This window comes from Nonomuraea mesophila, assembly GCF_004352805.1.
Classification (GTDB): domain Bacteria; phylum Actinomycetota; class Actinomycetes; order Streptosporangiales; family Streptosporangiaceae; genus Nonomuraea; species Nonomuraea longispora.
In genome coordinates this window covers 16,804-40,555 of record NZ_SMLD01000083.1, presented here as the reverse complement: position 1 = coordinate 40,555, position 23,752 = coordinate 16,804, and the positions used below count along the sequence as shown (strand labels likewise).

The 23,752-nt window shown below is 69.9% G+C and carries 20 protein-coding genes and 4 tRNA genes; 13 read left to right on the top strand and 11 right to left on the bottom strand.

Features of this window, described 5'->3' with window-relative positions:
* The first annotated feature begins 270 nt into the window (after window positions 1–270).
* On the top strand, window positions 271–1,581 hold the full coding sequence (locus tag E1295_RS27555) for a site-specific integrase (protein WP_220448912.1): 1,311 nt from the start codon (window positions 271–273) through the stop codon (window positions 1,579–1,581).
* 72 nt (window positions 1,582–1,653) lie between these two features.
* On the opposite strand, the gene E1295_RS27550 is transcribed toward E1295_RS27555, so the two are convergent.
* Window positions 1,654–1,729: transfer RNA gene (locus E1295_RS27550), tRNA-Lys, on the bottom strand.
* A gap of 50 nt (window positions 1,730–1,779) precedes the next feature.
* Window positions 1,780–2,934: an acyl-CoA dehydrogenase family protein gene (locus E1295_RS27545; protein WP_132634148.1), complete on the bottom strand. Its 1,155-nt coding sequence runs from the start codon at window positions 2,932–2,934 to the stop codon at window positions 1,780–1,782.
* A gap of 94 nt (window positions 2,935–3,028) precedes the next feature.
* On the opposite strand from E1295_RS27545, the gene E1295_RS27540 reads away from it, so the two are divergent.
* Window positions 3,029–3,331, top strand: coding sequence for a PspC domain-containing protein (locus E1295_RS27540; protein WP_132634146.1), 303 nt, complete (start codon window positions 3,029–3,031; stop codon window positions 3,329–3,331).
* Here the strand turns inward: E1295_RS27540 and E1295_RS27535 are convergent, their stop codons facing one another.
* On the bottom strand, window positions 3,332–4,597 hold the full coding sequence (locus E1295_RS27535) for an MFS transporter (RefSeq protein ID WP_342775910.1): 1,266 nt from the start codon (window positions 4,595–4,597) through the stop codon (window positions 3,332–3,334).
* A 110-nt stretch (window positions 4,598–4,707) separates the two neighbouring features.
* Window positions 4,708–5,058: a metallopeptidase family protein gene (locus tag E1295_RS27530; protein WP_425465370.1), complete on the bottom strand. Its 351-nt coding sequence runs from the start codon at window positions 5,056–5,058 to the stop codon at window positions 4,708–4,710.
* A 33-nt stretch (window positions 5,059–5,091) separates the two neighbouring features.
* On the opposite strand from E1295_RS27530, the gene E1295_RS27525 reads away from it, so the two are divergent.
* From E1295_RS27525 to E1295_RS27510, 4 genes are all read left to right on the top strand, one after another.
* Window positions 5,092–6,618, top strand: coding sequence for a metallophosphoesterase family protein (locus E1295_RS27525; RefSeq protein WP_132634140.1), 1,527 nt, complete (start codon window positions 5,092–5,094; stop codon window positions 6,616–6,618).
* A gap of 33 nt (window positions 6,619–6,651) precedes the next feature.
* A tRNA-Glu gene (locus tag E1295_RS27520) sits at window positions 6,652–6,724 on the top strand.
* A gap of 90 nt (window positions 6,725–6,814) precedes the next feature.
* Window positions 6,815–6,889: transfer RNA gene (locus E1295_RS27515), tRNA-Asp, on the top strand.
* Window positions 6,890–6,894: 5 nt separating this feature from the next.
* Window positions 6,895–6,968, top strand: a tRNA-Phe gene (locus E1295_RS27510).
* Window positions 6,969–7,359: 391 nt separating this feature from the next.
* On the opposite strand, the gene E1295_RS27505 is transcribed toward E1295_RS27510, so the two are convergent.
* On the bottom strand, window positions 7,360–8,346 hold the full coding sequence (locus E1295_RS27505; RefSeq protein WP_132634138.1) for a helix-turn-helix transcriptional regulator: 987 nt from the start codon (window positions 8,344–8,346) through the stop codon (window positions 7,360–7,362).
* 82 nt (window positions 8,347–8,428) lie between these two features.
* On the opposite strand from E1295_RS27505, the gene E1295_RS27500 reads away from it, so the two are divergent.
* The gene (locus E1295_RS27500) at window positions 8,429–8,833 is read left to right on the top strand and encodes a VOC family protein (RefSeq protein ID WP_132634136.1); all 405 of its coding nucleotides are present in this window, start codon (window positions 8,429–8,431) and stop codon (window positions 8,831–8,833) included.
* A gap of 34 nt (window positions 8,834–8,867) precedes the next feature.
* Here the strand turns inward: E1295_RS27500 and E1295_RS27495 are convergent, their stop codons facing one another.
* A complete protein-coding gene (locus tag E1295_RS27495) occupies window positions 8,868–9,242 on the bottom strand; it encodes a hypothetical protein (RefSeq protein ID WP_220448911.1) in 375 nt (124 codons plus the stop codon).
* A 177-nt stretch (window positions 9,243–9,419) separates the two neighbouring features.
* Here E1295_RS27495 and E1295_RS27490 point away from each other — a divergent pair, with 177 nt between their 5' ends.
* Window positions 9,420–9,950, top strand: coding sequence for a phosphotransferase-like protein (locus tag E1295_RS27490; protein WP_132634134.1), 531 nt, complete (start codon window positions 9,420–9,422; stop codon window positions 9,948–9,950).
* A gap of 48 nt (window positions 9,951–9,998) precedes the next feature.
* On the opposite strand, the gene E1295_RS27485 is transcribed toward E1295_RS27490, so the two are convergent.
* Complete coding sequence (locus E1295_RS27485; RefSeq protein ID WP_132634132.1) at window positions 9,999–12,044, bottom strand: cellulose binding domain-containing protein; 2,046 nt, start codon at window positions 12,042–12,044, stop codon at window positions 9,999–10,001.
* A gap of 174 nt (window positions 12,045–12,218) precedes the next feature.
* Between E1295_RS27485 and E1295_RS27480 the strand changes: the two genes are divergently transcribed.
* Window positions 12,219–13,208 (top strand): helix-turn-helix domain-containing protein, encoded by a 990-nt coding sequence (locus E1295_RS27480; RefSeq protein WP_132634130.1) that lies wholly within the window; start codon window positions 12,219–12,221, stop codon window positions 13,206–13,208.
* Here E1295_RS27480 and E1295_RS27475 read toward each other — a convergent pair whose 3' ends face one another.
* On the bottom strand, window positions 13,209–16,817 hold the full coding sequence (locus E1295_RS27475) for a S8 family peptidase (RefSeq protein WP_132634128.1): 3,609 nt from the start codon (window positions 16,815–16,817) through the stop codon (window positions 13,209–13,211).
* 128 nt (window positions 16,818–16,945) lie between these two features.
* The gene (locus E1295_RS27470) at window positions 16,946–18,304 is read right to left on the bottom strand and encodes an alpha/beta fold hydrolase (RefSeq protein WP_132634126.1); all 1,359 of its coding nucleotides are present in this window, start codon (window positions 18,302–18,304) and stop codon (window positions 16,946–16,948) included.
* A gap of 99 nt (window positions 18,305–18,403) precedes the next feature.
* Between E1295_RS27470 and E1295_RS27465 the strand changes: the two genes are divergently transcribed.
* The 4 genes from E1295_RS27465 (at window position 18,404) to E1295_RS27450 (ending at window position 21,702) form a co-directional block, all read left to right on the top strand.
* The gene (locus E1295_RS27465; RefSeq protein ID WP_132634124.1) at window positions 18,404–19,462 is read left to right on the top strand and encodes a sensor histidine kinase; all 1,059 of its coding nucleotides are present in this window, start codon (window positions 18,404–18,406) and stop codon (window positions 19,460–19,462) included.
* Entirely contained in the window at window positions 19,459–20,091 is a 633-nt protein-coding gene (locus tag E1295_RS27460; protein WP_132634122.1) for a response regulator, read from the top strand. The genes E1295_RS27465 and E1295_RS27460 overlap by 4 nt, the downstream gene beginning before the upstream one ends.
* Window positions 20,092–20,262: 171 nt before the next feature.
* The gene (locus E1295_RS27455) at window positions 20,263–20,817 is read left to right on the top strand and encodes a class I SAM-dependent methyltransferase (protein ID WP_281284774.1); all 555 of its coding nucleotides are present in this window, start codon (window positions 20,263–20,265) and stop codon (window positions 20,815–20,817) included.
* 27 nt (window positions 20,818–20,844) lie between these two features.
* Window positions 20,845–21,702: a fructosamine kinase family protein gene (locus E1295_RS27450; RefSeq protein WP_132634118.1), complete on the top strand. Its 858-nt coding sequence runs from the start codon at window positions 20,845–20,847 to the stop codon at window positions 21,700–21,702.
* A gap of 7 nt (window positions 21,703–21,709) precedes the next feature.
* Here E1295_RS27450 and E1295_RS27445 read toward each other — a convergent pair whose 3' ends face one another.
* Window positions 21,710–22,201 carry a hypothetical protein gene (locus tag E1295_RS27445; RefSeq protein WP_246080411.1) on the bottom strand — a complete coding sequence of 164 codons (492 nt, stop codon included), beginning with the start codon at window positions 22,199–22,201 and terminating at the stop codon, window positions 21,710–21,712.
* Between the two features lie 154 nt (window positions 22,202–22,355).
* Window positions 22,356–23,735, bottom strand: coding sequence for a dihydrolipoyl dehydrogenase (gene lpdA / locus E1295_RS27440; RefSeq protein WP_132634116.1), 1,380 nt, complete (start codon window positions 23,733–23,735; stop codon window positions 22,356–22,358).
* Between the last annotated feature and the right edge of the window lie 17 nt (window positions 23,736–23,752).

Sequence of the window (23,752 nt, the reverse complement as noted above, 5' to 3'; positions counted from 1 at the left end):
GTGTGGGGGTCGGTGTGGGGTCACGGGCAACCTTTCGAACAAAGATGTCAAAAACATGGTGATCATCACATAAGAAGCCAATTAATGTAAAGATCGTTTCCAGTAACGGGAAGGGGGCCGTCCGCTAGGGAGCTGCCGTCCGTCTCGCTGCGTGGACAGGGGCATGTCCGTACATGAGGTGTCCAGGTGCCAGCGGGTTATGGATGTGGTCTCTGGCGACTGCCGGTGCGGGCCCGGCGGCGGCGTCTCACGTCACCCAGGTGGGGGTGAATGGCGATGACGGGCACTCAAGATCGTGACATGGTGTATCGGCGTTGTGGCTGTGTGGGCGCCGCGACGCGCAAGCGGTTGGGGAATCGCTGCGCCCGGCTGGCGGATCCCACGCATGGCAGCTGGTATTTCGCTGTCCAGGTGACGGATGTGTCCGGACGGCGGAAACGACTGCGCCGTGGCGGCTTTCCCACAGCCGTGGCGGCCCGGCAAGCCGCCCGTGACCTCACTCGGTCGCTGGAGGCGGCACCGGTGACCGGGTATTGCACGGTGGCCCAGTGGCTGCACTACTGGCTGTCGGTGGTTGAGCAGCGGATCCGGCCGACCACGTACAAGGCCTACCGTGATCACGTTCGGTTGTACCTGATACCGCATCTCGGCCTCGTGCCGCTTCGCCGGTTGTCGAGGCGGCACGTCGTCAGGATGTTCACCACGGTGGCCAGGCGCCGAACTCGGTACGGCAAGCCGATCAGCGCGGCCACTCTGGAAAGGATCCGGGCGACGCTGCGTGCTGCGTTGAACGAGGCCGTGCGCGAAGACGTGATCCGTGACAATCCGGCTCGCGGGCCACGGCTGCCGTCGCCACGTCACATCAGCCCTGTGGTGTGGACCCCGCGAAGGGTGGCCGCCTGGCGGCGGACCGGCGAGCACCCTGCCGTGGCAGTGTGGACCGTCGAGCAACTAACCGAGTTCCTCGCCTTCGTCCGTGATGACCGGTTGTTTGCGCTGTGGTGGCTGACTGCTCTACGAGGTCTGCGGCGTGCCGAGGTGGTCGGGTTGCGCTGGATCGATCTCGACACCGACCGGCGCGAACTCGCGATCGCTCGGCAGGTCGTCCACACCGACCATGGCCTGTTCCCATGCCCACCGAAAAGCGCCTCCAGCCAGCGTGGGATCGCTCTGGACCTCGACACCCTCCGGCTGCTGCACCACCAAGAACGAGCCCAGCGCGGCGAACTCGGCCACGATTGGTCGCCCTCGGCCGCGATGTTCACCCGCGAGAACGGCGAGGCGATCGATCCCAACTATCTCAGCTACCGCTTCCACAAGCTGGTCCTAGCCAGTGGCCTTCCCCCGGTGCGGCTGCACGACCTGAGGCATGGAGCGGCGACGCTGGCCCTGGCGGCAGGAGCGGACTTGCGTGTGGTGCAGGGCCTGCTCGGGCATGCCAGCATCGTCCTCACCGCCGACACCTACACCTCGGTGTTGCCGCAGCTGTATCACGACAGCGCCCGGGCCACCGCCCGGCTGGTCCTCCAAGCGGCTCGCAAGACGGCGCGGAAGGTCAACAACGCTCGCCCTGGTACGTGACTCACATGTGTCTCACTGTGACTCACGATCGGACGACTCGACTACAGAATCACGGGAAACCCCGGGTCGGAGTGGTAGGGCGCCCGGGGCTCGAACCCGGAACCTACGGATTAAAAGTCCGCAGCTCTGCCAATTGAGCTAACGCCCCCTTGCAACAGCAAGGGTACAGAGATTATCGCCCTGTCCGCGACGCCTGCATCACCGGTAGGCGGCGAGCCCGGTCAGTGCTTCCCCCAGCACCAGCGTGTGGATCTCCTGTGTACCCTCGTACGTCAGCACACTCTCCAGGTTGTTCATGTGCCTGATCACAGGGTACTCCAGGGTGATCCCGTTTCCGCCCAGGATGGAGCGGGCCTGGCGGGCGATGTCGAGGGCGGCGCGTACGTTGGCGAGCTTGCCGAAGCTGATCTGCCGGGGTTCGAGGTGGCCGGCGTCCTTGAGTTCACCCAGGTGCAGGGCGGTGAGCTGGGCCTGGGCGGCGCCCACGTACATCCAGGCGAGTTTTTCCTGCGTCAGCTGGAACGCGCCGATGGGTTTGTCGAACTGGACGCGGGTCTTGGCGTAGTCGACGGCCGCTTCGAGGCAGGCGCGGGCGGCGCCGACGACGCCCCAGACGATGCCGTAGCGGGCTTCCGACAGGCACGACAGCGGGCCCTTGAGGCCGGTGACTCCGGGCAGGGCGGCGGAGGCGGGCAGGCGGAGGTCGTCGAAGTAGAGGGAGGAGGTGACGGAGGCTCTCAGCGAGAGTTTTTTGTGGATCTCGGGGGCGCTGAAGCCGGGGGTGGAGGTGGGGACGACGAAGCCGCGGATGCCTTCGTCGGTCTGGGCCCAGACGACGGCGACGTCGGCGATGGAGCCGTTGGTGATCCACATCTTGGCGCCGTTCAGGATCCAGTCGGATCCGTCTTTCTTGGCGTACGTGCGCATGTTGGCGGGGTCGGAGCCGTGATCCGGTTCGGTGAGGCCGAAGCAGCCGATCGCCTCGCCGGCGGCCATCCGGGGCAGCCACTCCTGTTTCTGCTCGTCCGAGCCGTACCGCCAGATGGGGAACATCGCCAGCGAACCCTGGACGGACACGAACGACCTGAGCCCGGAGTCGCCGGCCTCCAGCTCGCGGCAGGCCACCCCGTATGACACGGCGTCCGTGCCGGCGCAGCCGTAGCCTTCCAGGTGCATGCCGAGCACGCCCAGCGACCCGAGCACGGGTGCGAGCTCGCGCGCGGGGAAGGTGGCCTCCTCGAACCAGTCGCCCACGTGCGGGAGGACGCGGTCGGACACGAAGGACTTGACCGTGTCGCGAATGAGCCGCTGATCTGCGGTGAGCCGGTCGTCCAGGCGCAGCAGGTCGTCCATCGCAAGGGTCCTCTCGTCGCGTAAGGGACTACCAGGGTTCATACCAGGGACAATCCCGATGTGCTAACACCGGCCCGCAGGGCAGTCTTGAGGCATGAGCGATTACGACAACGTCAAGAAGCTGCGCAGGACTCACAAAGGCCGGATCGTCGCGGGTGTCTGTGCGGGCGTCGGCGAGTATGTGGGGATCGACGCCAACATGGTACGGATCGCGCTGGCGATCGCGACGCTGTTCGGCGGGCTGGGCGTCGGCGTGTACGTGATCGGCTGGCTCCTGATCCCCGACGAGCAGGCCGAGACCTCGATCGTCCAGGACCTGGTCAACAAGCAGCAGAACCGCAGTACGAGTACGCACCACACCGACTGGAACAGCGGCGACCACAAGCCCCAGTCGTGATCATAAGGGTGCGCGGGCCTCATCAGGGGACTCGGTCCAGACCATGGCGAGCACGGCGGCGCTGATCAGCCCGGCGACCCCCGCCATCGCGACCACCGGCTCAGGGCCGAGTCTCTCCGCCGCGAACCCCCCGACCAGGATCCCGACCCCCTGTACGGCCATCAACCCCGACTGGACGAGGCCGAACGCCTGGGCACGCCGTTCGGCCGGTACGTTCTGCACGAAAGCGGCATTGGCCGCGAGCTGGTACGCCCCACCGATGCCCGACAACACCCATGCCGCGAGCACCACGGCGAGCGGTGGCCGCAGCGCGGTCACGATGAGGGGCGCGCAACTGAGCATGGCCATCCACCCCATGAGCCGCAGCCGCCGCGGCGGCGACACGAACCTGCTGAACAGGAACGCCCCCACGACCGTCCCGGTGGGCATGGCGGCCATGAGCAGCCCGGTGATCACGGGGATCGGCAGGGCGCCGGTGTGGAGGGTGGCCGCGTAGGGGACGGCGAGGCCCTCCGGCAGGATGTAGAAGCCGCACAGCCAGGCGAACAGGACGATCGTCCGCAGGTTCTTCGACCCGAAAACGAGCCGGGCCCCGGCTCTCGTCATGGTCCACAGGGACGGTTTGGCGTCGTCGTTGTGGGCGGCGGGGCGGCGGTGCACGCCGGTGACGAGGATCAACGCGGAGCCGAGGAACGTCGCGGCGTCGAGGGCGAGCGCGCGGTAGGGGCCCATGGCGGCGATCACCGCTCCGCCGGCCGCGAAACCGAGCATCTGCACGGCCTGGTTCGTCATGTTCTGCAGGGCCGAGCCGATGACGTACAGGTCGCCTTCGAGCACCTCGGGCAGCAGCGCCGCCCGCGCGGCCGAGAAGGGCGCGCTGAGCAGCACCACGATGAACACCAGCGCGCACAGCGCCCAGAACGGCACGCCGGGCACCGCCATCACGGCCACGAGCGAGGCCCTGATGAGGTCGCAGGTCAGCATGACGCCCCTGCGCGCGAAGCGGTCGGCCAGACCCGCCAGCAGCGGCCCGCCCACGATCGAGGGCAGGTAGGTCAGCGCGTAGACGGCAGCGGTGGCCAGCGCCGAGCCGGTGCGGTCGTAGACGAGCACCGCGAGCGCCACCTGGGCGAGCTGGTCCCCGAGGAGTGAGAGGCCCTGGCCGTACCAGAGGGCCCGAAACTCCTTGATCGCGATGACTTCTCGATATGTGGCTTGTTGTCCTTCGGCACGCCGATGCCGTCCTGGCAGCCGTCGCGCTCGCATGGCCCCCATTGGACTCCGCGGTGCCTGACTCACTGTGTTCGGTATGTCACCTAAGGTTGCCGAACACAATGGCAAGCCGCAACCCAAAGAAGTCAACCGGAAGCAAAGGGTTACCAGCCGAGCTCGTGCAGCCGCGCGTCGTCGATGCCGAAGTGGTGGCCGATCTCATGGACGACGGTGATGCGGACCTCCTCGATCACGTCCTCCTCTGTATCGCAGATCTGGCATATCGGATTGCGGTAGATCTCGATGCGGTCGGGAAGAACTGCCGAGTACCAGTCGCCACGTTCCGTCAGGGGGATGCCGGTGTACAGGCCGAGCAGGTTGGGCTCCGGCGGATCGTCGACGACGGTGACGACGATGTTGCTCATGGTGCCTGCGAGGTCTGAGGGGATCGTGTCCAATGCCTCGGCCACGAGTTCCTCGAACTTCTCCCGCGATACCTCGATCACACTTGCCATTGTGCCCCGCCTCTCAGGTATGCAAGAAACGGTATGAAGTTCGTCCAGTGGTCCAAGGCAGTCATCCGGTCGAGGATCTCGAAAGCCGCCGCGGTGCTCTTTGTCGCCGCGGTGGGCGCTTGGCTGGGCATTTTCTTCAGCGGCACCGTACGCGCCGAGATCGGTCCCGTGGAGACCGGCATGTCGCTGCGGCCGGCGTGGAGCGGCGAGACGGTCGTGGACGCCAGCCCGCTCGGCACGCTGACTTTCCGTACGCACGCGGCGCCGCTCAGGCTGCGCATCACCCTCGAGAACATCGACCAGGACCGCGCCCGCGCCCTCATCGAGGACCCCCGGCTGGCCGACCGCCTGCCGACGCTGATCGAGACCGACCTGCTGGACGGCGTGCGCGCGCTCGTCATCCGCTCGCTGCTGTGCGCGGGCGCGGGGGCGCTGCTGGCGGTCCTGATGGTGTTCAGGAGGCCGCGGGTGGCGCTGATGGGGCTGCTGGCCGCCTCGGTGGCGCTCGCCTGCACGGGAGCGCTCGCCGCGCTCACCTTCCGGCCCAACTCGCTCGTCGAGCCGCGCTATTCAGGCCTGGTCGCGGCGGCGCCGTCCCTGGTGGGCAGCGCGGAGTCGATCGTGACGCGGTTCGAGTCGTACAGGTCGCAGCTCACCAAACTCGTGACGAACGTCTCGAAGCTGTACGACACGGTCTCGACCCTGCCTCTGTACGACGCTGACCCGAAAACCATTCGTGTTCTCCACGTTTCGGATATCCATATCAATCCCATCGCCTGGAACGTCATCCGGTCGCTCAAGGACCAGTTCGCCGTGGACATGATCATCGACACGGGCGACATCTCCGACCATGGCACCAAGGCCGAGAACAAATTCGTCGACGAGATCGGCCGGCTCGAGCTCCCGTACGTCTTCGTCCGGGGCAACCACGACTCGATGACCACCCAGAAAGCGGTCGCCAAGCAGAAGAACGCCATCGTCCTCGACGACAAGGCCAAAACGGTCGAAGGGCTGAACATCTACGGCTTGGGCGATCCCCGCTTCACCCCGGACAAATCCGTACCCGTCTCCAACGAGCCCGGCACCCTCGACGAGTACGCCCGCTCCCACCTGCCCAACGTCGGCGAGCCGGACCTGATCGCCGTCCACGACCCCGACGTGGCCAAGGGCTTCTCCGGAGCCGCCCCCATGATCCTCGCCGGCCACACCCACGACCGCAGGACCACGATGTTCCGCTCCGGCACCCGCATGCTCGTCCAGGGCTCCACGGGAGGCGCCGGCCTGCGGGCGCTCGAACACGCCCAGCCGACCCCCGTCCAGGCCTCGGTCCTGTACTTCGACAAGGAGACGAAACGCCTGCAGGCCTGGGACGACATCACTCTCGGCGGGCTGGGGGAGCAGTCGGTTTACATCCAACGTCACGTGGAGTCCGACCCAGACCGTATGATTTCTCCAGAGCCAACGAACGCCCCGTCGCCAACGGGATCCGTCGATGGCACACAGACGCCGACCGCCGGTTCGCCGCTTTGGCATCAGGGGCAATCGTCCCCTATGCTTTAGAGGTCTCCGACGGAAGGCGACAGGGAATCCTGAGCCCCCATCGTCTAGCGGCCTAGGACACCGCCCTTTCAAGGCGGCGGCACGGGTTCGAATCCCGTTGGGGGCACAGCGAGCGCCTGGCAACACCGGAAAACGGCTGGTCGAGGATCACCGAAAAGCTGGTAAGCTAAGCGAGCGCAAACAGCAAGAAACGCAAGGTCCTGTAGAGCAGTTTGGAGTGCTCGCCACCCTGTCAAGGTGGAGGTCGCGGGTTCAAGTCCCGTCAGGACCGCTCTGGGTCAGGTAGCTCAGTTGGTACGAGCGTCCGCCTGAAAAGCGGAAGGTCGGCGGTTCGACCCCGCCCCTGACCACTTCATATGACCAGCAGGAACGCCCCGGACGGATCACCGTTCGGGGCTTTTTGATCTCCTGTGTACAGCAACGTCATAGAAGCATCCCAGACGATCACCCGCGCCTACGCCGTCGGCCGACCGGCGTCCCAGCGGCCCGGACGTGCGGACCGCTCCGTTGCTAGACGGAGGGCGGCACGTTCGGGCCGCCTCCACACCACCAGAAGGGCGATCATGCAGCCCTGGCCGTTGCGGCCCCACCGGCCCGGCATCGGCTGCCCGTTCAGGACGATCTGTGGGGTGATCATGGCGAGCATGAAACCCATCCAGTGCCGCTTCACGTCGAGGACGAGATGCGTCTGATCTCGCCGAGGCCGGCGGCTGGCCGGCTAGGGAACGCGTCGTCAGCCGGTCATGGGGTCCGGGTTGCCTGATGCGGCCCGCCGGAGCCGGGTTCGCCGGTGTTACGGGATGTGAGCTCGGCTCCGATCCTCGCCAGCTCGGCCCGCACGGATGGTGGGTCGATCACTTCGATCGCGGCGCCCCAGCCGGCGAGGGTGCGGGCGATGTCCAGCGGGGTCGGTGCGGCGAGGTGGACGCGGGCACGGCCGTGGTGGAGTGCGGCGTCCGTACGGCAGTGCCGGCCGAACTGGGTGCGCAGGACCGGTACGAACCTGGCCTCGATGAGGACGGTCGCCCAGGTGCGCGACCGCCGCTGCTCCACCTCGTCGACGACGTGATGCCAGGCGTCGTGGAGGGTGAAGTCGTCGGGGCGATCGGCGGGCTGGTCGGTCGGATCGGCTGTGATGATCCGGTCGACCCGAAAGGTGCGCTGCCCTCGTTCGGTTCCGGCGAGCAGGTTCCAGATGTCGTCCTTGTCGACGAGACCCCAGGGGTCGACCAGCCGTTCGGTCCGCTCTCGGGCGCCGTTCATGTAGACGAGCCGGACCTTGCACCGGCTGATGACGGCGGCCTGCAGCTGGTCGACCATCTGGGGGCGGTGGCGGGCACGGTCGCCCCACCGGACGGGGTCGATCATCGTGGCCCCGGCGGCGGCCTCGGCGGCGGCGCGGAAGGTTTGCGGCAGCGCCCGCAGAAGTTTGCGCAGCGCCGCCTTGGCCTCATCGGAGCCGGCCGCGGCCGGACCGACGAGCAGGAACAGTGCCTGGGCCTCGGTGGCGGAAAGGCCGGACAGGTCGGTGCGGGCACCGCCGAGCAGGGACCAACCTCCACCGCGTCCGGGCTGGGGATAGACCGGGATGCCCGCCGCGGACAGCGCCTCCAGGTCGCGGCGGGCGGTGGCGACCGACACCTCGAGCTCGTCGGCCAGCTCGGCGGCGGTCACCCTGCCGCGGGCTTGCATGATCAGCAGGGCGGCGACGAGGCGGTCAGCACGCATGTTGCTCCAGGAAAGTGCTCAGTTGGTGAGCACTTTAGGCGACAGACTCGTTCTCGTCACCGAGCGAAGGAAGGCGTAAGAGATGTTGCGAGGATTCGCCACGATCAGCTACTGGGCGGACGACCTGGAGGCGGCCACGCGGTGGTACACCGAACTGCTGGAGGTCGAGCCGTACTTCGTGCGCCCGATCGAGGGGCCGCCCGCCTACGTCGAGTTTCGCATCGGCGACCGCCAGGACGAACTGGGGCTGATCGACCGCCGGTACGCGCCGGCGGACGCGACTTGCGGTCCCGGCGGAGCCGTCATGCACTGGCACGTCGACGACGTCGAAGCGACGTTCCAGAAGCTCCTGTCGATGGGCGCCGAGGAGTACCAGCCGATCACTCCGAGGGGGTCGGGATTCGTGACCGCTTCTGTGGTCGACCCGTTCGGGAACGTGCTGGGCATCATGTACAACCCGCACTACCTGGAGGTCCTGGGGCGCTGACACACCCTCTGCCCGTGATCGTCCCCGCGGTAGGTCAGCCCATGGAAAGTGCCGTGATGAGGACCAGGAGGAGCAGGAGCAGCACGCCGCCGCCTCCCACCACCAGAAGGGCGATCATGCAGCCCTGGCCGTTCCAGGGTTGGGGGGCGGGGCCGAGGGCACCTCGGGAGTAGGCCCACACGGGGGCACGGTATTCGACCTCGTACGCCATCCCCGGCTGGAGCCAGACCGTCAGATCGGCGGGGCCGATCTGGGCGGGAAGCAGATAGGGCAGGTGGACGTGGACGTGGTGCTGCCCGGGAGGGAGGGGGATCACATTGCGGCCCCACTGGCCCGGCATCGGCCGCCCGTTCAGGACGATCCGCGGGGTGATCATGGCGAGCATGAACCCCATCCAGTGCCGCTTCACGTCGAGGACGAGATGCGCCTGAGCCCCTGGAGGGCCTGCCGGAGGACCGCCTGGGAACCCTGCGTGCGGGGCGGGCGGAGGTGGCTGGTTCCACGGGTTGTACGGGCCTGGCGCATGCATGGCGGCCATGTTAATGCGCTCTGATCTCCGTATGATCTCCCTTCGATAGGAGTGAAAATGATCCGCCGTGACGTGAGGAGCGCGGGCAGGCGGGTCCTGGTGTTGTCCGGGCCTCCGGCGGCGGGCAAGAGCACGTTGGGACGGCGGGTCGCAAGCACGCCCGACCGCTGCGCCTTCATCGACGTGGACGACGTGCGACAGCTCGTGCTCGCCGGGATGGCCGCTCCGTGGGACGGCGCCGAGGGGCGCAGGCAGCGGCGGCTCAGCGCGGTCAACGCGTGCGGCCTGGCGGGCAACTTCGTCGCCGCGGGCATGGACGTCGTGATCGCCGACGCGCTGAACGAGGAGACGCTCGCGGTGTACCGGGCGACTTTGAGGGACCTGCTGGTGGTGCGGCTGCGGGTGGCGTACGAGTGCGCGCGTGAGCGGGCCATGGGACGGCCGGTCCACCTCACCTGGGACGAGTTCGCGATGCTGCACCGGGAGCAGGAGTCGGTGGCCGGAGCGGATCTGTGGCTGGACACCACCGAACTGACCGTGGAGGAGGCGGCCGGGAGACTGCTGGCGTTGTGGGCGCCGGTGACATAGCCGTTTCGCAGGGCTGATCCGGACGATCAGCCGGCGCCCACGCCGGCCTTACGGTGGCCCGGACGTGCAGGCCGCTCCGTTGAGCTTGAAGACGGAGGGCAGCACGTTCGGGCCGCTGTAGTCGCCGACGAAGCCGATCGAGGTGGACGCGCCGGTGGCCAGCGTGCCGGCGCCGGGTTCGTTGACGACCTTGACCTCCCGCCCGTCCTCCGTCCACACGCCGCCCCAGCCACTGCCCAGGCTCTGCCACGACCTGGGCCAGGAGAAGGTCAGCGTCCAGCCGTTCACGGGGGCGCCGTCGTTGGTGATGTCGATGGCGCCGACGTAGCCGCTGGCCCAGTCGGACTGGACGCTCAGTCGCGCCGTGCAGGACCCGGTGGCCGGCGTCGTGGTGGTGAAGGTCAGTGGCGGTGACGACCAGGACAGGCCGCCCCCGCTGTCGCGGGCGATCACGTTGACGGTGTAGCGGGTGCCCGGTTCGAGGTTGTCCACGGTGAACGACGTGCCGCCGGTCTCGCCGAGCTGCTCGCTGACGGCTCCGTGCTGGCGGTGCAGCTCGTACTTGACGATGGGGCGCGAGCCCGGCGCGGCGCGCGGCCAGGTGATCGTGGCGGTGGTGGCGGTCACGTCCGAGGCGGCGGGCTGCCCGGGTGCGCCGGGACGACCGGCCTCGGACGTGGCCGGACGCAGGACGAGCGTGGTCAGCGAGAGCGGCGGGAGGGTCCGGGCGGTGGCGCTGCCGCTGGTCGAGGTGGTGATGGACGTGGCGCCGTTGGTGTGGGTCAGTACGGTGGCCGGCCCGGCGTCAGGGGTGTAGCCCTCGTAGTCGATGGTGACGGGCCGGGACGTGCCGGACGAGGTGTTGATCAGCAGGACGGCGAGCTCGCCGCCGGGGCGCCGGACGGCGTGCGCGGACACGGCCGGATCGCCGCTCGCGGCGCGTACGAACTGGTCGCCGGGCCGGGCGAACGCGCTCACCATCGTCAGCGCGTGGTAGGGCGCGAACGGCGTGTTCAGCGGCGGTTCGCAGACGCTGCCGTCGGCCGTGCACGCCGCGCTCGACAGCAGGCCGAAGTCGCCGTAGTCGGTGTGTCCCTCGACCTCGGTGACGGCGCCGATGCCGTTGCGGACGTTCCACCAGTCGACCGTGAACACCCCGTGGGCCAGCAGCGTCGCGTACGAGTCGGCGGCGGTCAGCGCGCCGGGCTGGGTGTTCGTGCCGTTGCTGCTCGACCCGGTGTTGAACTCGGTCATCGCGATGCCGATCCGGCCCGCGCGCGGGCCCACGTGCCTGGCGATCTGCTCGCGGGTGAGCCGGATCATGTCGGGTACGTGGCCCACCCGGTCGAGGGCGCCGGGGTACCAGTGCAGGACCACGAAGTCGATCTTGGAGCCGGCGGTCGACAGGACGACCTCGTTCCAGCTGCCGGCGTCGCCCTCGGCCACGATCGCGTCGGGCCAGCTGGCGGGCGTGGTCAGCACCGCGCCGACCTTGACGGACGGGTCGACGGCCTTCATGGCGTCGGCGTAGGCGACGACGTGACGGGCGTACTCGGCCGGGCTCTTGTCGGGGTGGTCGTCGGCCTCCCACGCGGCGCCGTAGTGGCCGTTGCCGTAGATCTCGTTCCCGATCTCCCAGTACGTGATGCCGTAGCCCTTGGTGACGTTGGCGTAGCGCACCCAGGCCGCGGCCTCCTCGGCCGTGCCCGTGCCGTAGTTGGCGGTCACCATCGCCTGGGCGCCGGTGCGCCGTACGCCGCTCATGAAGGTGTCGAAGTCAGTGCCGGGCGCGACGTAGCCGCCGGGGGCGGTGTGGTCGGCCCAGTGGTAGATGTCGGAGTAGGAGCCGCCGGGATAGCGCAGCAGCCCCACACCGGCGTCCCTGAGCAGGCCGGCGGTTTCGTCGGAGCCCAGGTGGGTGTCCCAGATGGCGTGGTTGGTGCCGATGCCTGTCTCGGGGACGGTGGCCAGGGCGGCGTGCGCGTTGACGGTCACCTCCACCGGGGCGGCGCCGGCGGCGTGGGCCGCGGGGATGTTGAGGGCGGTCAGCGTCAGCAGGAGCGCGGACGCGGCCCGCAGCAGGGTGGTCGGCATCGGTGCACCTCGCCCGTGGACAGTGGTCATCACTCGACGCCTCCTCCTGACCAGGAGGCAGCATGATCATGAGCGTCGGGCGGCGGGCTCGTCAACCGGCGATGAAACGTTCATCGCGCTCTGCGGCATATGTGGGCATATGTGCCTTTTGGTGTGCATGTCATCATGGGGGACATGCTGGAGGTTGCCGGGCTGGGCGAGGTGGAGGAACGGGCGTACCGGTTGCTCGTACGGGCCGGTGAGGCGGACCTGGCGGGGCTGGCCGAGGAACTGGACCTCACGCGGGAGGCCGCGGCCGCCGCGCTGGAGTCGATGGCGGGCATGGGGCTCGTCCGCGAGGTCGCGGGCAGCGCCGGGCGCAGGTTCGCACCGGTCGCGCCCGAGATCGCGCTCGGGCCGCGGCTGGTGCGCCGGCAGGAGACGATCGACTGGGCACGGCAGGCGGTCGACCAGCTCGCCGACGAATACCGCGCGAGCCTGCGCCGCAGCGACGCCGACCGGCTCATCGAGGTGCTGCCCAGCCGGGCCGCGCTGCGCGAGCAGGTACGCCACCTCCAGGACAGCGCCCGCGAGGAGGTCATGTACTTCTGCCGCGCCGGGCACGTCGTGATGCCCTCGACGGACAACACCGAGGAACTCGAGGCGCTCGGCCGCGGCGTGGCCTACCGGGTCATCTACGAGCGGGCCCTGCTGGAGGAGCCCGGCATGGTGGCCAACGTGGCCTTCGGCATCAAACTGGGCGAACAGGCGCGGGCCGTGCGTTCCCTGCCCGTGCGGATGATGATCGCCGACCGATCCACCGCCCTGCTGCCCCTCGTGCAGTACGCCGGCCGCATCACCGAGCCGACCGCCGCGCTCATACGGGGAAGCAGCCTGCTGGAGGCGCTCATCGCGTTGTTCGAGGCCCAGTGGGAGCGGGCCACGCCGATCAGGTTCCTGGAGGACGGCCAGGTCACCGACACCACGCCCGGCTGCCCGCTGGACGCCGACGAGCTCTACCTGCTCTCGCTGCTGGTCGCCGGGGTGCCGGAGAAGTCGATCGCCAGCCAGCTCGGGCTCAGCCTGCGTACGGTGCAGCGCCGCGTCTACCACCTGATGCGGCTCGCGGGCGCGCAGACCAGGATGCAACTGGCCTGGCATGCGGCCCGCGAGCGCTGGTTGTAGCTACTTCACCCCGTACGCCCGGGTGATGGTCTGCTCGAACCGCTCACCCGAGGCGCCGGTCGCGGTGACCCGCAGCGACACCCCGGTGTCCGTCCTGCGGTGGGAGACCAGCGCCTTGTACCGGCCCTGCCCCAGGGGGAGCAGCGCCAGCCTGCGCCAGGTCCTGCCGTCGTCGTACGACAGCTCCGCGGTCAGCTTCCTCGCCTCGCGGGCGGTGAAGCCCAGCGCGACCGGCAGCGTACGGTGCACCCTGCCCTCCAGGTCGGCGGGCACGTCGTAGTCCACGCCGAGCAGCGGCAGCCGCCGCGTGCCCTCCTGCCGGGCGGACCTGAACGTCCACGCGCTCTCCGTGGCCGTCGCGTAGCGCCACTCCTCCGAGGTGCGCGTCGTGGACAGCTCCAGGCGGTACTCGGCGTCGGCCTGGACGGCGGCGATGTCGCCCCGCAGGTTCTTGCGCTCCTCGACGAGTTCGCCGTCGCGGTAGACCTTGGCCGCGGTGGTGTCCTTGTCGTTGCTGTCGCCCGCGTAGCCGACGTGGCCGTCGGCGTCCACGAACTCCGGCACCCGCACCGACAGGACGTCGCCCGTGCGCGTGGCCTCCGTGGCGGCCGGGCGTACGACGGGGGCGAACCACCGTTCCCTGGCGATCTCGCCCGCCCGGTACGTCCTCGGCCGGTCGGTCAGGCCGCCGCGCAGCCGGCTCGACGACTCCCACGTGAGCGTGTGCTGGACCACGTGCTGCCACTGGGTGTCGCCGGAGCTGACGTACTCGGCCCTGCGCAGCGGCGTGCGCACCACGCGCTGGGTCTCCATCTGCCGGCCCAGGTCGTACGTCTGCCACGGCCGCCACCCGAACCGCTGGTCCTTGCCGTACGAGCCGCCGCCGGAGTCCTGGTAGCTCGTGTCGATCCTGGCGGTGTTGCGCCAGTTGACCTCGTGGACGATCCGGTCGGGCACCCGGCCGGAGGAGACCTGCATGACCTCGTACAGGTAGGGGGTCGCGAACTGGCCGGTCACGTCGAGCGTGGCACGGCCTGCGCGGGCCTTGTCGAGCAGCACCTGGCCGCGGTCGTGCGTGATCATGAGCGTGGGCAGCGGGTCGCGCTCGCCCACCGGCGTCCACGGCTGCCACATGGCCCGGCCGTCGGGCCCGACCACGACCACCGCCGCCGCGCCGGCCGCGGCGATGTCCTTCAGCTTGCCCGTCCAGTCGCCGAACGTCGCGCTGGTGATGACGACCGCCCTGCCCTTGACGTCGATCCCGCTCACGTCGCCCGTGCCGCCGTCGACCAGCTTCCAGCGCTTCCTGCCGTCGATCTCCGGCGAGCGGATCGTGGGACGCACCACCAGCGCGTCGCGGCCCAGCCGGGCGCTGACCCTGGGCGCCGCGAGCTGCCAGCGCGAGGAGAACTCGAAGGTGCCGTTGCGCACCGGTGCGGTGGGGGTGACCGCGAGCCCGTCGACCGAGGGGAAGTTCATCGCGCTCGACGTGATCTTGCGGGAGCCGTACGTGCGGTGGGTGAAGTAGGTGGAGATGCCCTCCTGCATCACCTCCTGTGAGGTCTTGATCTCGATCGGCACGGCGGTCCTGGCGTCGAGCACGACCTCCATGTCCGAGGTGACCGGCAGTTCGGGGTTGACGACGAGGGAGTCGACGGGCAGCTCGTCGTGCGTCTCGCCCATGATCGCCTGCATGTGGTACGTGCCCTCCGGCACCTCCACGGTCCAGCCCTCGTCCTCGCGCAGGATGAAACCGTAGGCGTCGTCCCTGGCGGCGGCGCCGTACACCGCGATCATGGGCACGCGGGCGGGGCTGCCGTCCCGTTCGATGCCGGTGAAGTGCACCTTGTGCATCTCGCCGCGCCGGGTCAGCGCGATCGTGGTGTGCGCGGCCACCGAGCCGTCGGCCGTGGTGGCGGTGACGTGGCCGACGTGCCTGCCGTGCACGAGCCTGGCCAGGTCCACGGTGGTCTCGACCGTGGCGCTCGCCCCGGCGTCCACGGTGAGGGTCGTCGCCGACAGGTTCACGGCGCCCTCTCCGGGGGCGTCGCCGTCCAGGTTGCCCAGGCTCGCGGCGACGGTCAGCGCGACCGGCTCCTGGCCGGTGTTGGTGTAGGTGATGGTGCCGCCGGGGGTGTCGGTGCCGCCGTCCTCGAACACCCCCATGCTGAGCGAGGCGGTGGCCGTGACCGCCTGCCGTACGGCGCGGGCCACGTCGAGCCGGCCGCCACCCTGCTCGTACGGCGTCTGCCCCTCGACGGTCTTCGCCGTCGACACCAGCGCGTCCTTGAGCTGCCCGGCCTTCCACTCGGGATGGCGCTGCGCCAGCACGGCCGCCGCGCCCGCCACATGCGGGGTGGCCATCGACGTGCCCGACAGCTTCGAGTAGCGGTCGTCGACGGGCGTCCCCAGCTCGGTGCCCGCCGCCCGCGCGGCGACGATGTCCACGCCCGGGGCGGTGATGTCCGGCTTGAGCGCCTCGTCCAGGCGCGGGCCGCGGCTGGAGAACGGCGCCAGCGCGTCGTTCGCGTCCACCGCCCCGACGGTCAGCGCGGAGTCGGCGGCTCCAGGCGAGCCCACCGTGTAGTCGTCGCCCTCGTTGCCCGCCGCGATGACGAAGAGGCTGCCGGTCTCCTCCGTCAGCACGTCCACCGCCTTGCTGAGCGGGTCGGTGCCGTCGGTGGGGCCGCCGCCGAGGCTCAGGTTGACGATGTCGGCCCCGCTCTCCCTGGCGGCCCACTCCATGCCCGCGAGCACCTGCGACTCGGCGCCGCGGCCGTCGGAGTCCAGCACCTTGCCGATGACCAGCTCCGCGCCGGGTGCGACGCCCTTGCGCCGCCCGCCGGACGCCTCGCCGGTGCCCGCCACGGTGGCGGCGACGTGCGTGCCGTGGCCGTGCTCGTCCTCGGCCGAGGGGTCGTCGGTGAAGTTGCGGGTCTCGGTGACCTTGGAGGCGACGTCGGGGTGGGTCTCGTCGATCCCGGTGTCGAGGACGGCGACCTTCACGCCCTTGCCGTCGTACCCGTCCTGCCAGGCCTGCGGCGCCCCCACCTGCGGGATGCTGTGCTCCAGCGACGCGGTGACCTTCCCGTCGAGCCAGATCTTGGCCAGCCCGTCGCGCAGCCGCGGCTCGTCACCGGAGCGCTCGGCTCCCCAGAGCACGGGCAGCGCGTCCTTGTCCGCCCGCAGGGCACGCGCGTTGACGCTCTTCAGCGTGACGGCCTGCCGGTTCTCCTTGTACGCGAGGATCAGCGGCAGGACGTCGCTGCTCTCGTCGTCGTACCCCTGCTCGATCAGGCCGCTGACCGAGAACAGCCGTTCGTCCATGAGCCCCCGCGAGAGGTAGGGGACCATGTCGGCGGGGGTGACCACCAGGTCCCCGTTCTCCTCCTTGGTGAAGAACCTGACGTCCTCGCGGCCCTTGCCGGGTCGTACGGTCGCCGCGCGCTTGCCGCCCGCGAATTCCTGGACCGTCACCACGTCACCGGTGATCAGCGTCACCCGGTGGGGGTCTGAACCCGGTGCCGGCTCCGCGGCGTGCGCGGGCACCGGTACGGCAATCATCGCCAATCCCGCGCCGATGGCGGCCAGGCGGGTGATCCATCGCATGAACGAACCGATCTGTCTGTGGGGGGGTGGCCCAGGCTTCACTCGTTCAAGAGAATGGAGCATCGTGCCTGCTCATAGGGGCTGGTTCGGGTGAGCAAACAACGACATGTCGTGAAAACGACAGCCGGTCAGGAACACTCCGTGCCACGCGGCGGGAGCTTTCCCGTGGTGACGTACGCGCTGACGTGACCGATGACGCAGGCGTTGGCCATCGCGGCGAACAGGTTGTGTCCAGGACCGTCGAACTTGATCATCCGGCTGCCCCTGACCTGCTCGACGAGCCGCGACGTCGGAGCATAGTCCAGCCACGTGCCCGCCCCCAGCATCGGCGGCAGTTTCCCGGGCAGCGGCGACGGCGGGTTGGCGACCTGCGCGGGCCAGCCCGCGCAGGTGAGCGGGGCGTGCCAGGCCAGCGGGAACGCCGCCCCCGTGTTGGGAGCGACCTGGCGCAGCCGCCTGACCGTGCGCGCCAGGCTGCGCCGGCTCTCGGTCCGCGGGAAGTCGAGGCACTCCTTCACGCCGCCGCCCATGATGCCCGGGTACGGGTCCTGCCCGCCGGGGGCGAACCCGGAGGCGTCGCCACCCTCCGCCACCCTGATCGCCGCGAGCAGGGCGTCCCACTCGGCGGGGCCGCGTACCGCCTTCTGACTGCCGAGCGCGCGCAACTGCGTGCCGTCGTAGCGGGCGTCCACCTCCGGTGCGGGGATCGGCTCCTTGGCGGCCCTGGCGACCAGCCTGCGCCAGCGCTGCTCCATGCCCTTGGGCGCCCAGGCGAAGAAGCGGTCCATCTGGCGTTCGCGGTCGCGGGCCATGGCGGTGAGCTCACGCTCCCAGTTCCCGGCGCTGTGGTTGCCGGTGCCGTCGACGTACATCGTGCGCACCCGTGCGGGGAACTGCCGGGCGTACGCCTGGGCGATGGTCCCGCCGTACGAGGTGCCGATGAAGTTCATCCGGTCCTCGCCCAATGCCCGCCGGATGGCCTCGGCGTCGCGGGCGTCGCTCGCGGAGTCCATGTGGTCGAAGAGTGCGGGGTCCGTGTCGCGGCATCGGTCGCCTCTGGCCTTGTTCGTGGCGGCGAGCCGGTCGAGCCCGGCCTGGTCACGCGGGAAGGCGGGGGTGCGCAGCGGGCCCCAGTCGCACTGGAGCACCGGCGTGCTGAGCCCGGGGTAGCCGCGCGGGTCCCACGTCACGACGTCCATCGACTGCCGGATCTTCGTGAAGATCTTCGCCACGGACCGCATGATGGCGATCTGGTCGCCCTGCGGACCACCGAAGTTGACCATCACGGTGCCCTTCTTCTTCCCGGTCGCGGGCAGGCGGGCCACCTTGAGCGTGAGCTTCCTGTCGCTGCCGGGAGCGAGCGCGACGGGCACGTCCGCGCATCGGAGCTCGGAGGCGGTGTCCCCGGGGCAGGCCGCCCACGTGAGGTCGGGCGCGGACGGGGTGGGTGTGGTGAGCACGGTCAGTGCCAGGAATGTTCGGATCACGCGGGCACGCTACGGAGCGGCCGGCCCGCCCGTCTGCCGCCGGAAGTCGCGGGAAACTGTTCTCCAAAGTTGACCCGGGCCGTGAGTAGGGTGAGGCGTATGGCCTGGGTTGTGGCGGTCGCGGCCGCCGATACGGCGCTGTTGTGGCTGGACCGGGCGGAGGGCTGGGCGCTGGCCGTGTACGCCGTGGCGACCGCCCTCGCCATGGCGGTGTCCCCGCGCAGGCCGCTCGCCGCGTTCCTGGTCGCTCTGACCCTGGCCCTGCAGACCGGCGGCTCGTACGCGTTGCTCGTCTGCACTGGCTACCAGGCCGGTCACGGCATCTCCGCGCGGCGGGACATGATCCTGGCGTCCCTCGCGAGCGTCGTCCACCTCGGGGTGCTCCTGACGATCGCGCAGCGGGCCTCGCTCGCGGCCGAGCCGTTCGTGGTACTGGCCCGCGTCGTGGTCCTGACCGCGCTGCCCGTCCTGGCCGGCCGCTACCTCGCCCGGCAGCGCGAGCACCAGCGCAGGGAACGGGAGCTCACCGCCGAGCGTGAGCGGCTGCGCGAACGGCTGCGCATCGCCCGCGACATGCACGACTCGCTCGGCCACCTCCTCGGCCTGGTCTCGGTGCAGGCGGCCGCGCTGGAGGTCGCCGACCTGCCGGCCGAGCAGCGCGGCGCCGTACGCGGGCTGGCGGGCACGGCCCGCACGGCGATGGCGGAGTTGCACGAGGTGGTCGGCGCGCTGCGCCACGCGGACCGGCCGGGCCTGACGGGCATCGACGAACTGGTGGCCAGGGCCAGAGCGGCAGGTCTCACGGTGACGGTCGAACGTACGGGCTCGGCCGCGCCGTTCGCGGAACCGGACGCCGGGCACGCCGCCCACCAGGTCGTCCAGGAAGGCCTGACGAACGCCGCCAAACACGCACCCGGCGCGCCCATCCGCGTGTCGCTCGACTGGCAGCCGGACGCCCTCCTCGTGGGCGTGGCCAACCCGGCCTCCGGCCCCGCCACGTCCGCGGCGCCCGGCCGGCCAGGAGGCGCCGGGCTGGCCGGCCTGTCCGAACGGGTGCGCGCGGCGGGCGGGCTGCTGCGCGTGCACGCGCAGCCGTACGAGTTCCGGCTGGTCGCGATGTTGCCGCTGGCGCAGGACACGGTGGGGGCGCCGGCATGATCAGCGTGCTGGTCGCCGACGACGAGCCGCTCATCACGGCCGGCATCCGCGCCGTCCTTGAGTCGGCGGGCGACATCGAGGTGGTGGAGTGCGTGGGCGACGGGCGGGCGGCCGTGCTCGCCGTGCGCCGCCGGCACGTGGACGTGGCGCTGCTCGACATCGCGATGCCGGTGCTCGACGGGCTGGCCGCGGCGGTGGAAATGGGGGAGACGCGGGTCGTTGTGCTGACCGCGTTCGGGGACGAGGAGAACGTACGGCGGGCGCTCCAGCGAAACGTTTCCGGATTTATTCTCAAAAACTGTGAGCCAGCGGAATTGATGAGGGCCGTCCGGGCCGTGCACGCGGGGCAGGCGTACCTGTCGCCCGAGGTCACCCGGCAGGTGCTCGGCATGGTCTCCTTCGGCGCGGGCGAACGCGGCCGCGACGCCGGGCGGTTGCTGGCCGCACTCACCCCGCGCGAGCTGGACGTGCTCCGGCAGGTGGCGGAGGGGTTGTCGAACGCCGAGGTCGGCAGGCGCGTCCACATGAGCGAGGCGACGGTCAAGACTTACGTCAGCCGCATCCTGACCAAGCTCGGCTGCGCCAACCGGGTCCAGGCGGCCCTGCTGCTCCGCGACGCCGCCCTCTAATGTTTCATCACTATTGCGGTGATTTCCGGCTCGCCATTCTCCGTCCCGGGGAAAACGCGGAAAATGCTGACCACATGTGCATCGCGTCTGGTGGCGAACCTGTTCCTCACGTTCCAGAGAATCTGGCAGAGTTCCTTCATGGCCTTCGATCACAATGATCACTATCACGGGATGCTCCTTCGGCTGGTCCCCCGTGAGAGCCGCACCGCGCTCGACGTCGGCTGCGGCACGGGACGCTTCGCACGGCGGCTCGCGGAGTTCGACATCGAGGTCGACGCCGTCGACCCGTCGGCTCAGGTGATCGAGTCCGCCGTCGCGGCGTCGCCGGGTCGCGGGGGGCCGCGGTTCCGCTGTGCCGACATCACGGAGACCGAGCTGCCCAAGGACCACTACGACTACATCTCGTGCCTGGCGAGCATCCATCACGTGCCGTTCGGCACGGTCGCCACGCTGCGCGACGCGCTCGCTCCCGGCGGCGTGCTCGCCATCCTGGGCTGCTACCGCGAGTCCACGCCCGCCGACCTGGCCTGGAGCCTGGCCGCCGTCCCCGCGAACCTGGTGGCCAGGCTCGCCATGACCGGCCGGGGCGAGCCGTCGCCCGCGCCCGTCGCGCAGCCCCGGATGACGCTGACCGAGATCCGCCAGGAGGCCGGCGTGCTGCTGCCCGGCTTCCGCCTGCGGCGGCTGCTGTTCTGGAGATACCTGCTCGCCTACCGCAAACCCTGACCTCGCCGGGTGGTTGGATGGCCGCTCATGGACCTTCTTCTCCACCGGCTGCGCGCGGCCGGGTTCGACGCGGTCACGGCGGAGGCCGCGCACGGCGGGGTAGTGGCGCTGGCCGGGCTGGCGACCCTGCGCGACGGCTCCCGCGTGTTCGCCAAGACGTTGCGCGCCGGTGCCGATGACCTGTTCGAGGTCGAGGCGGAGGGGTTGCGCGCGCTGAGCGTCGCCGGCCTCACCACGCCCGAGGTGCTGGCGGTGACGCCGCGGCTGCTCGTGCTGGAGCCGTTACCGCCGCGCCGCGACGACGACGAGCGGTTCTGGGAACAACTGGCCCGCGACGTCGCCCACCTGCACACGACCACGCGCGGCGACCGGTTCGGCTGGCACCGGGACGGCTGGCTCGGGCGCCTGCGGCAGGACAACACGTGGCACTCCGACGGTCACGCCTTCCTCGCGCAGCGCCGCATCCTGCGCTGGCTCCCCGAACCACTGGTGGAAGCCGCTTTCGACGCCGCGGAACGGCGCGCGCTCGAACGCCTCTGCGCCGCGCTGCCCGAGCTGCTGCCGCCCCGGCCGCCGGTGCTGACACACGGCGACCTGTGGCGCGAGAACATCCTGTCCGGCCGGGCCGGCGGCGCCGCGCTGATCGACCCCGCCGTCTCCTACAGCTGGGCGGAGGCCGACCTCAGCATGTTGTGGTGCTCGCCGCGCCCGCCCGACTCCGACCGCTTCTTCGAGGTGTACGCGGACGCGGCGGGTCTCGAGGCAGGCTGGCGCGACCGGCTGCCCCTGTTCCACCTGCGGGAGCTGCTGAGCAGCATCGCGCACGACGACTACGCCGCCGAGTGCGCAGAGGCCGTACGCGAGATCATCGCGCCGTTCGCCTAGCGGCGGCTCACTTCGCCGGCCGCCGGACCGTCGTGGCCAGCAGGAGCAGCAGCGCGCTCTGGGCGAGCATGCCGGGCGCGAGCGGAGGCGCGTTCCCGACCGACTTCGTCAGCGCCGACCACCACTGCGCCGGCGCCGACATGGAGTCCCATGCGGGGTCCATCGCGCCCATGCCGTGGTTGACGGACACGTGGGTGAACACGCCGTACGCCGCCGCGAGCAGCACGACCAGCGCGAGCACGCGGACCACGGTGCGCGTGCCGGTGGAGTCGCTGATCGCGACCAGCAGCAGCGCGACCGTCAGCAGCGTCAGCGTCACCCACGGGATCAGCTGCGTGGGGCTGCCCCAGTGGCGTTCGAAGGCGAGCTCGGCTGCCGCGCCCGCGATGCCGATCGCGACCAGGGCGAGCAGGCCGAGTCTGAGCATCGAGGATCCGGCAGGGGCACGCCGGCGGTGGGCCGACTGCACAGTGGTGTCTTCGGCGGGGGTGAAGGTCATACGGGACACCGTCCGATGCGAAGGAGTCTTCGGTCGACTCCAAACTCCCCAGGCATCCTGGGAGAAAAATGGATGGTTTCTGAAGATCTGGTGAGAAATGCCGCCGGGCCGGGCCGATCGGTACGGCGGCCCGCCGTACCGATCCTTGGCGGACCTACATGTTGATCATGTGTCCGGCGAGGCCGTGCACGGCCTCCTTGACCGCCTCGCCGAGCGTCGGGTGCGCGTGCACGTTGCGCGCCACCTCGTGCACCGTCAGGTCCCACTGCTGGGCCAGGGTGAGCTCGGGCAGCAACTCGGTCACGTCGGGCCCGATCAGGTGGGCGCCGATCAGCTCGCCGTGCGTGTTGTCACTGATGATCTTGACGAAGCCGGCGCTGTCGCCCAGCCCGTGCGCCTTGCCGTTCGCCGTGAACGGGAACTTCGAGACCTTCACGTCGTAGCCCAGCTCGCGCGCCTGCGCCTCGGTGTAGCCGAAGCTCGCCACCTGCGGCTGGCAGTAGGTCGCCCGCGGGATCATCACGTAGTCGAGCTCCATGGTCTCCGCGTCGCCGATCGTCTCGGCCGCGATGATGCCCATGGACTCGGCGGCGTGCGCCAGCATCAGCTTGGCGGTGACGTCGCCGATGGCGAAGATGTGCGGCACGTTCGTCCGGCAGCGCCCGTCGACGGCGATCGCTCCCCGGTCGGTCAGCGCCACACCCGTCTTCTCCAGCCCGTAGCCGTCGACGCGGGGCTGGAAGCCGATGGCCTGCATGACCTTGTCGGCCTCCAGCACCTGCGTCTGGCCGCCCTTGGTGACGGTGACCTTGACCGAGGAGCCGTCGTCCTCGATGCCGTCGACGCGGGTGGAGGTCATCACCTCGATGCCGAGCCGCTTGTACCGCTTGGCCAGCTCGGCCGACACCTCTTCGTCCTCCAGCGGCACGACCCGGTCGAGGAACTCGACGATCGTCACCTTGACGCCGTAGTTGTGCAGCACGTACGCGAACTCCACCCCGATCGCGCCCGCGCCCGCGATGATGATGCTGCCCGGCAGCTTCTCGGTCTGGATCTGCTCCTCGTACGTCACCACGCGCTCCGACAGCTGCGTGCCCGGGATGAGCCTGGTGGTGGCCCCGGCCGCGATGATGCAGTGGGAGAAGGTGATGGTCTCGCCGTTCACCTGGAGGGTGTTGGCGTCGAGGAACGTGCCGCGGCCGTCATATTCCGTGATGGCGTTCTTCTTCATCAGGTAGTGGACGCCCTTGACCCGCCCGTCCGCCACCTTGCGGCTGCGCTGGAAGGCCGCGCCGTAGTCGAAGCTGACCTCGCCGCTGATGCCGAAGGTCTTGGCCTCGTGGTTGAAGATGTGGGCGAGCTCCGCGTTGCGCAGCAGCGCCTTGGAGGGGATGCAGCCCACGTTCAGGCAGACGCCACCCCAGTATTTCTCCTCGACGACCGCGGTCCGCAGTCCGAGCTGGGCGGCGCGGACGGCGGCCGTATATCCTCCTGGACCCGCGCCGAGAACGACGACGTCATAGTGAGTGCTCATGAGTCGGACGATACCGT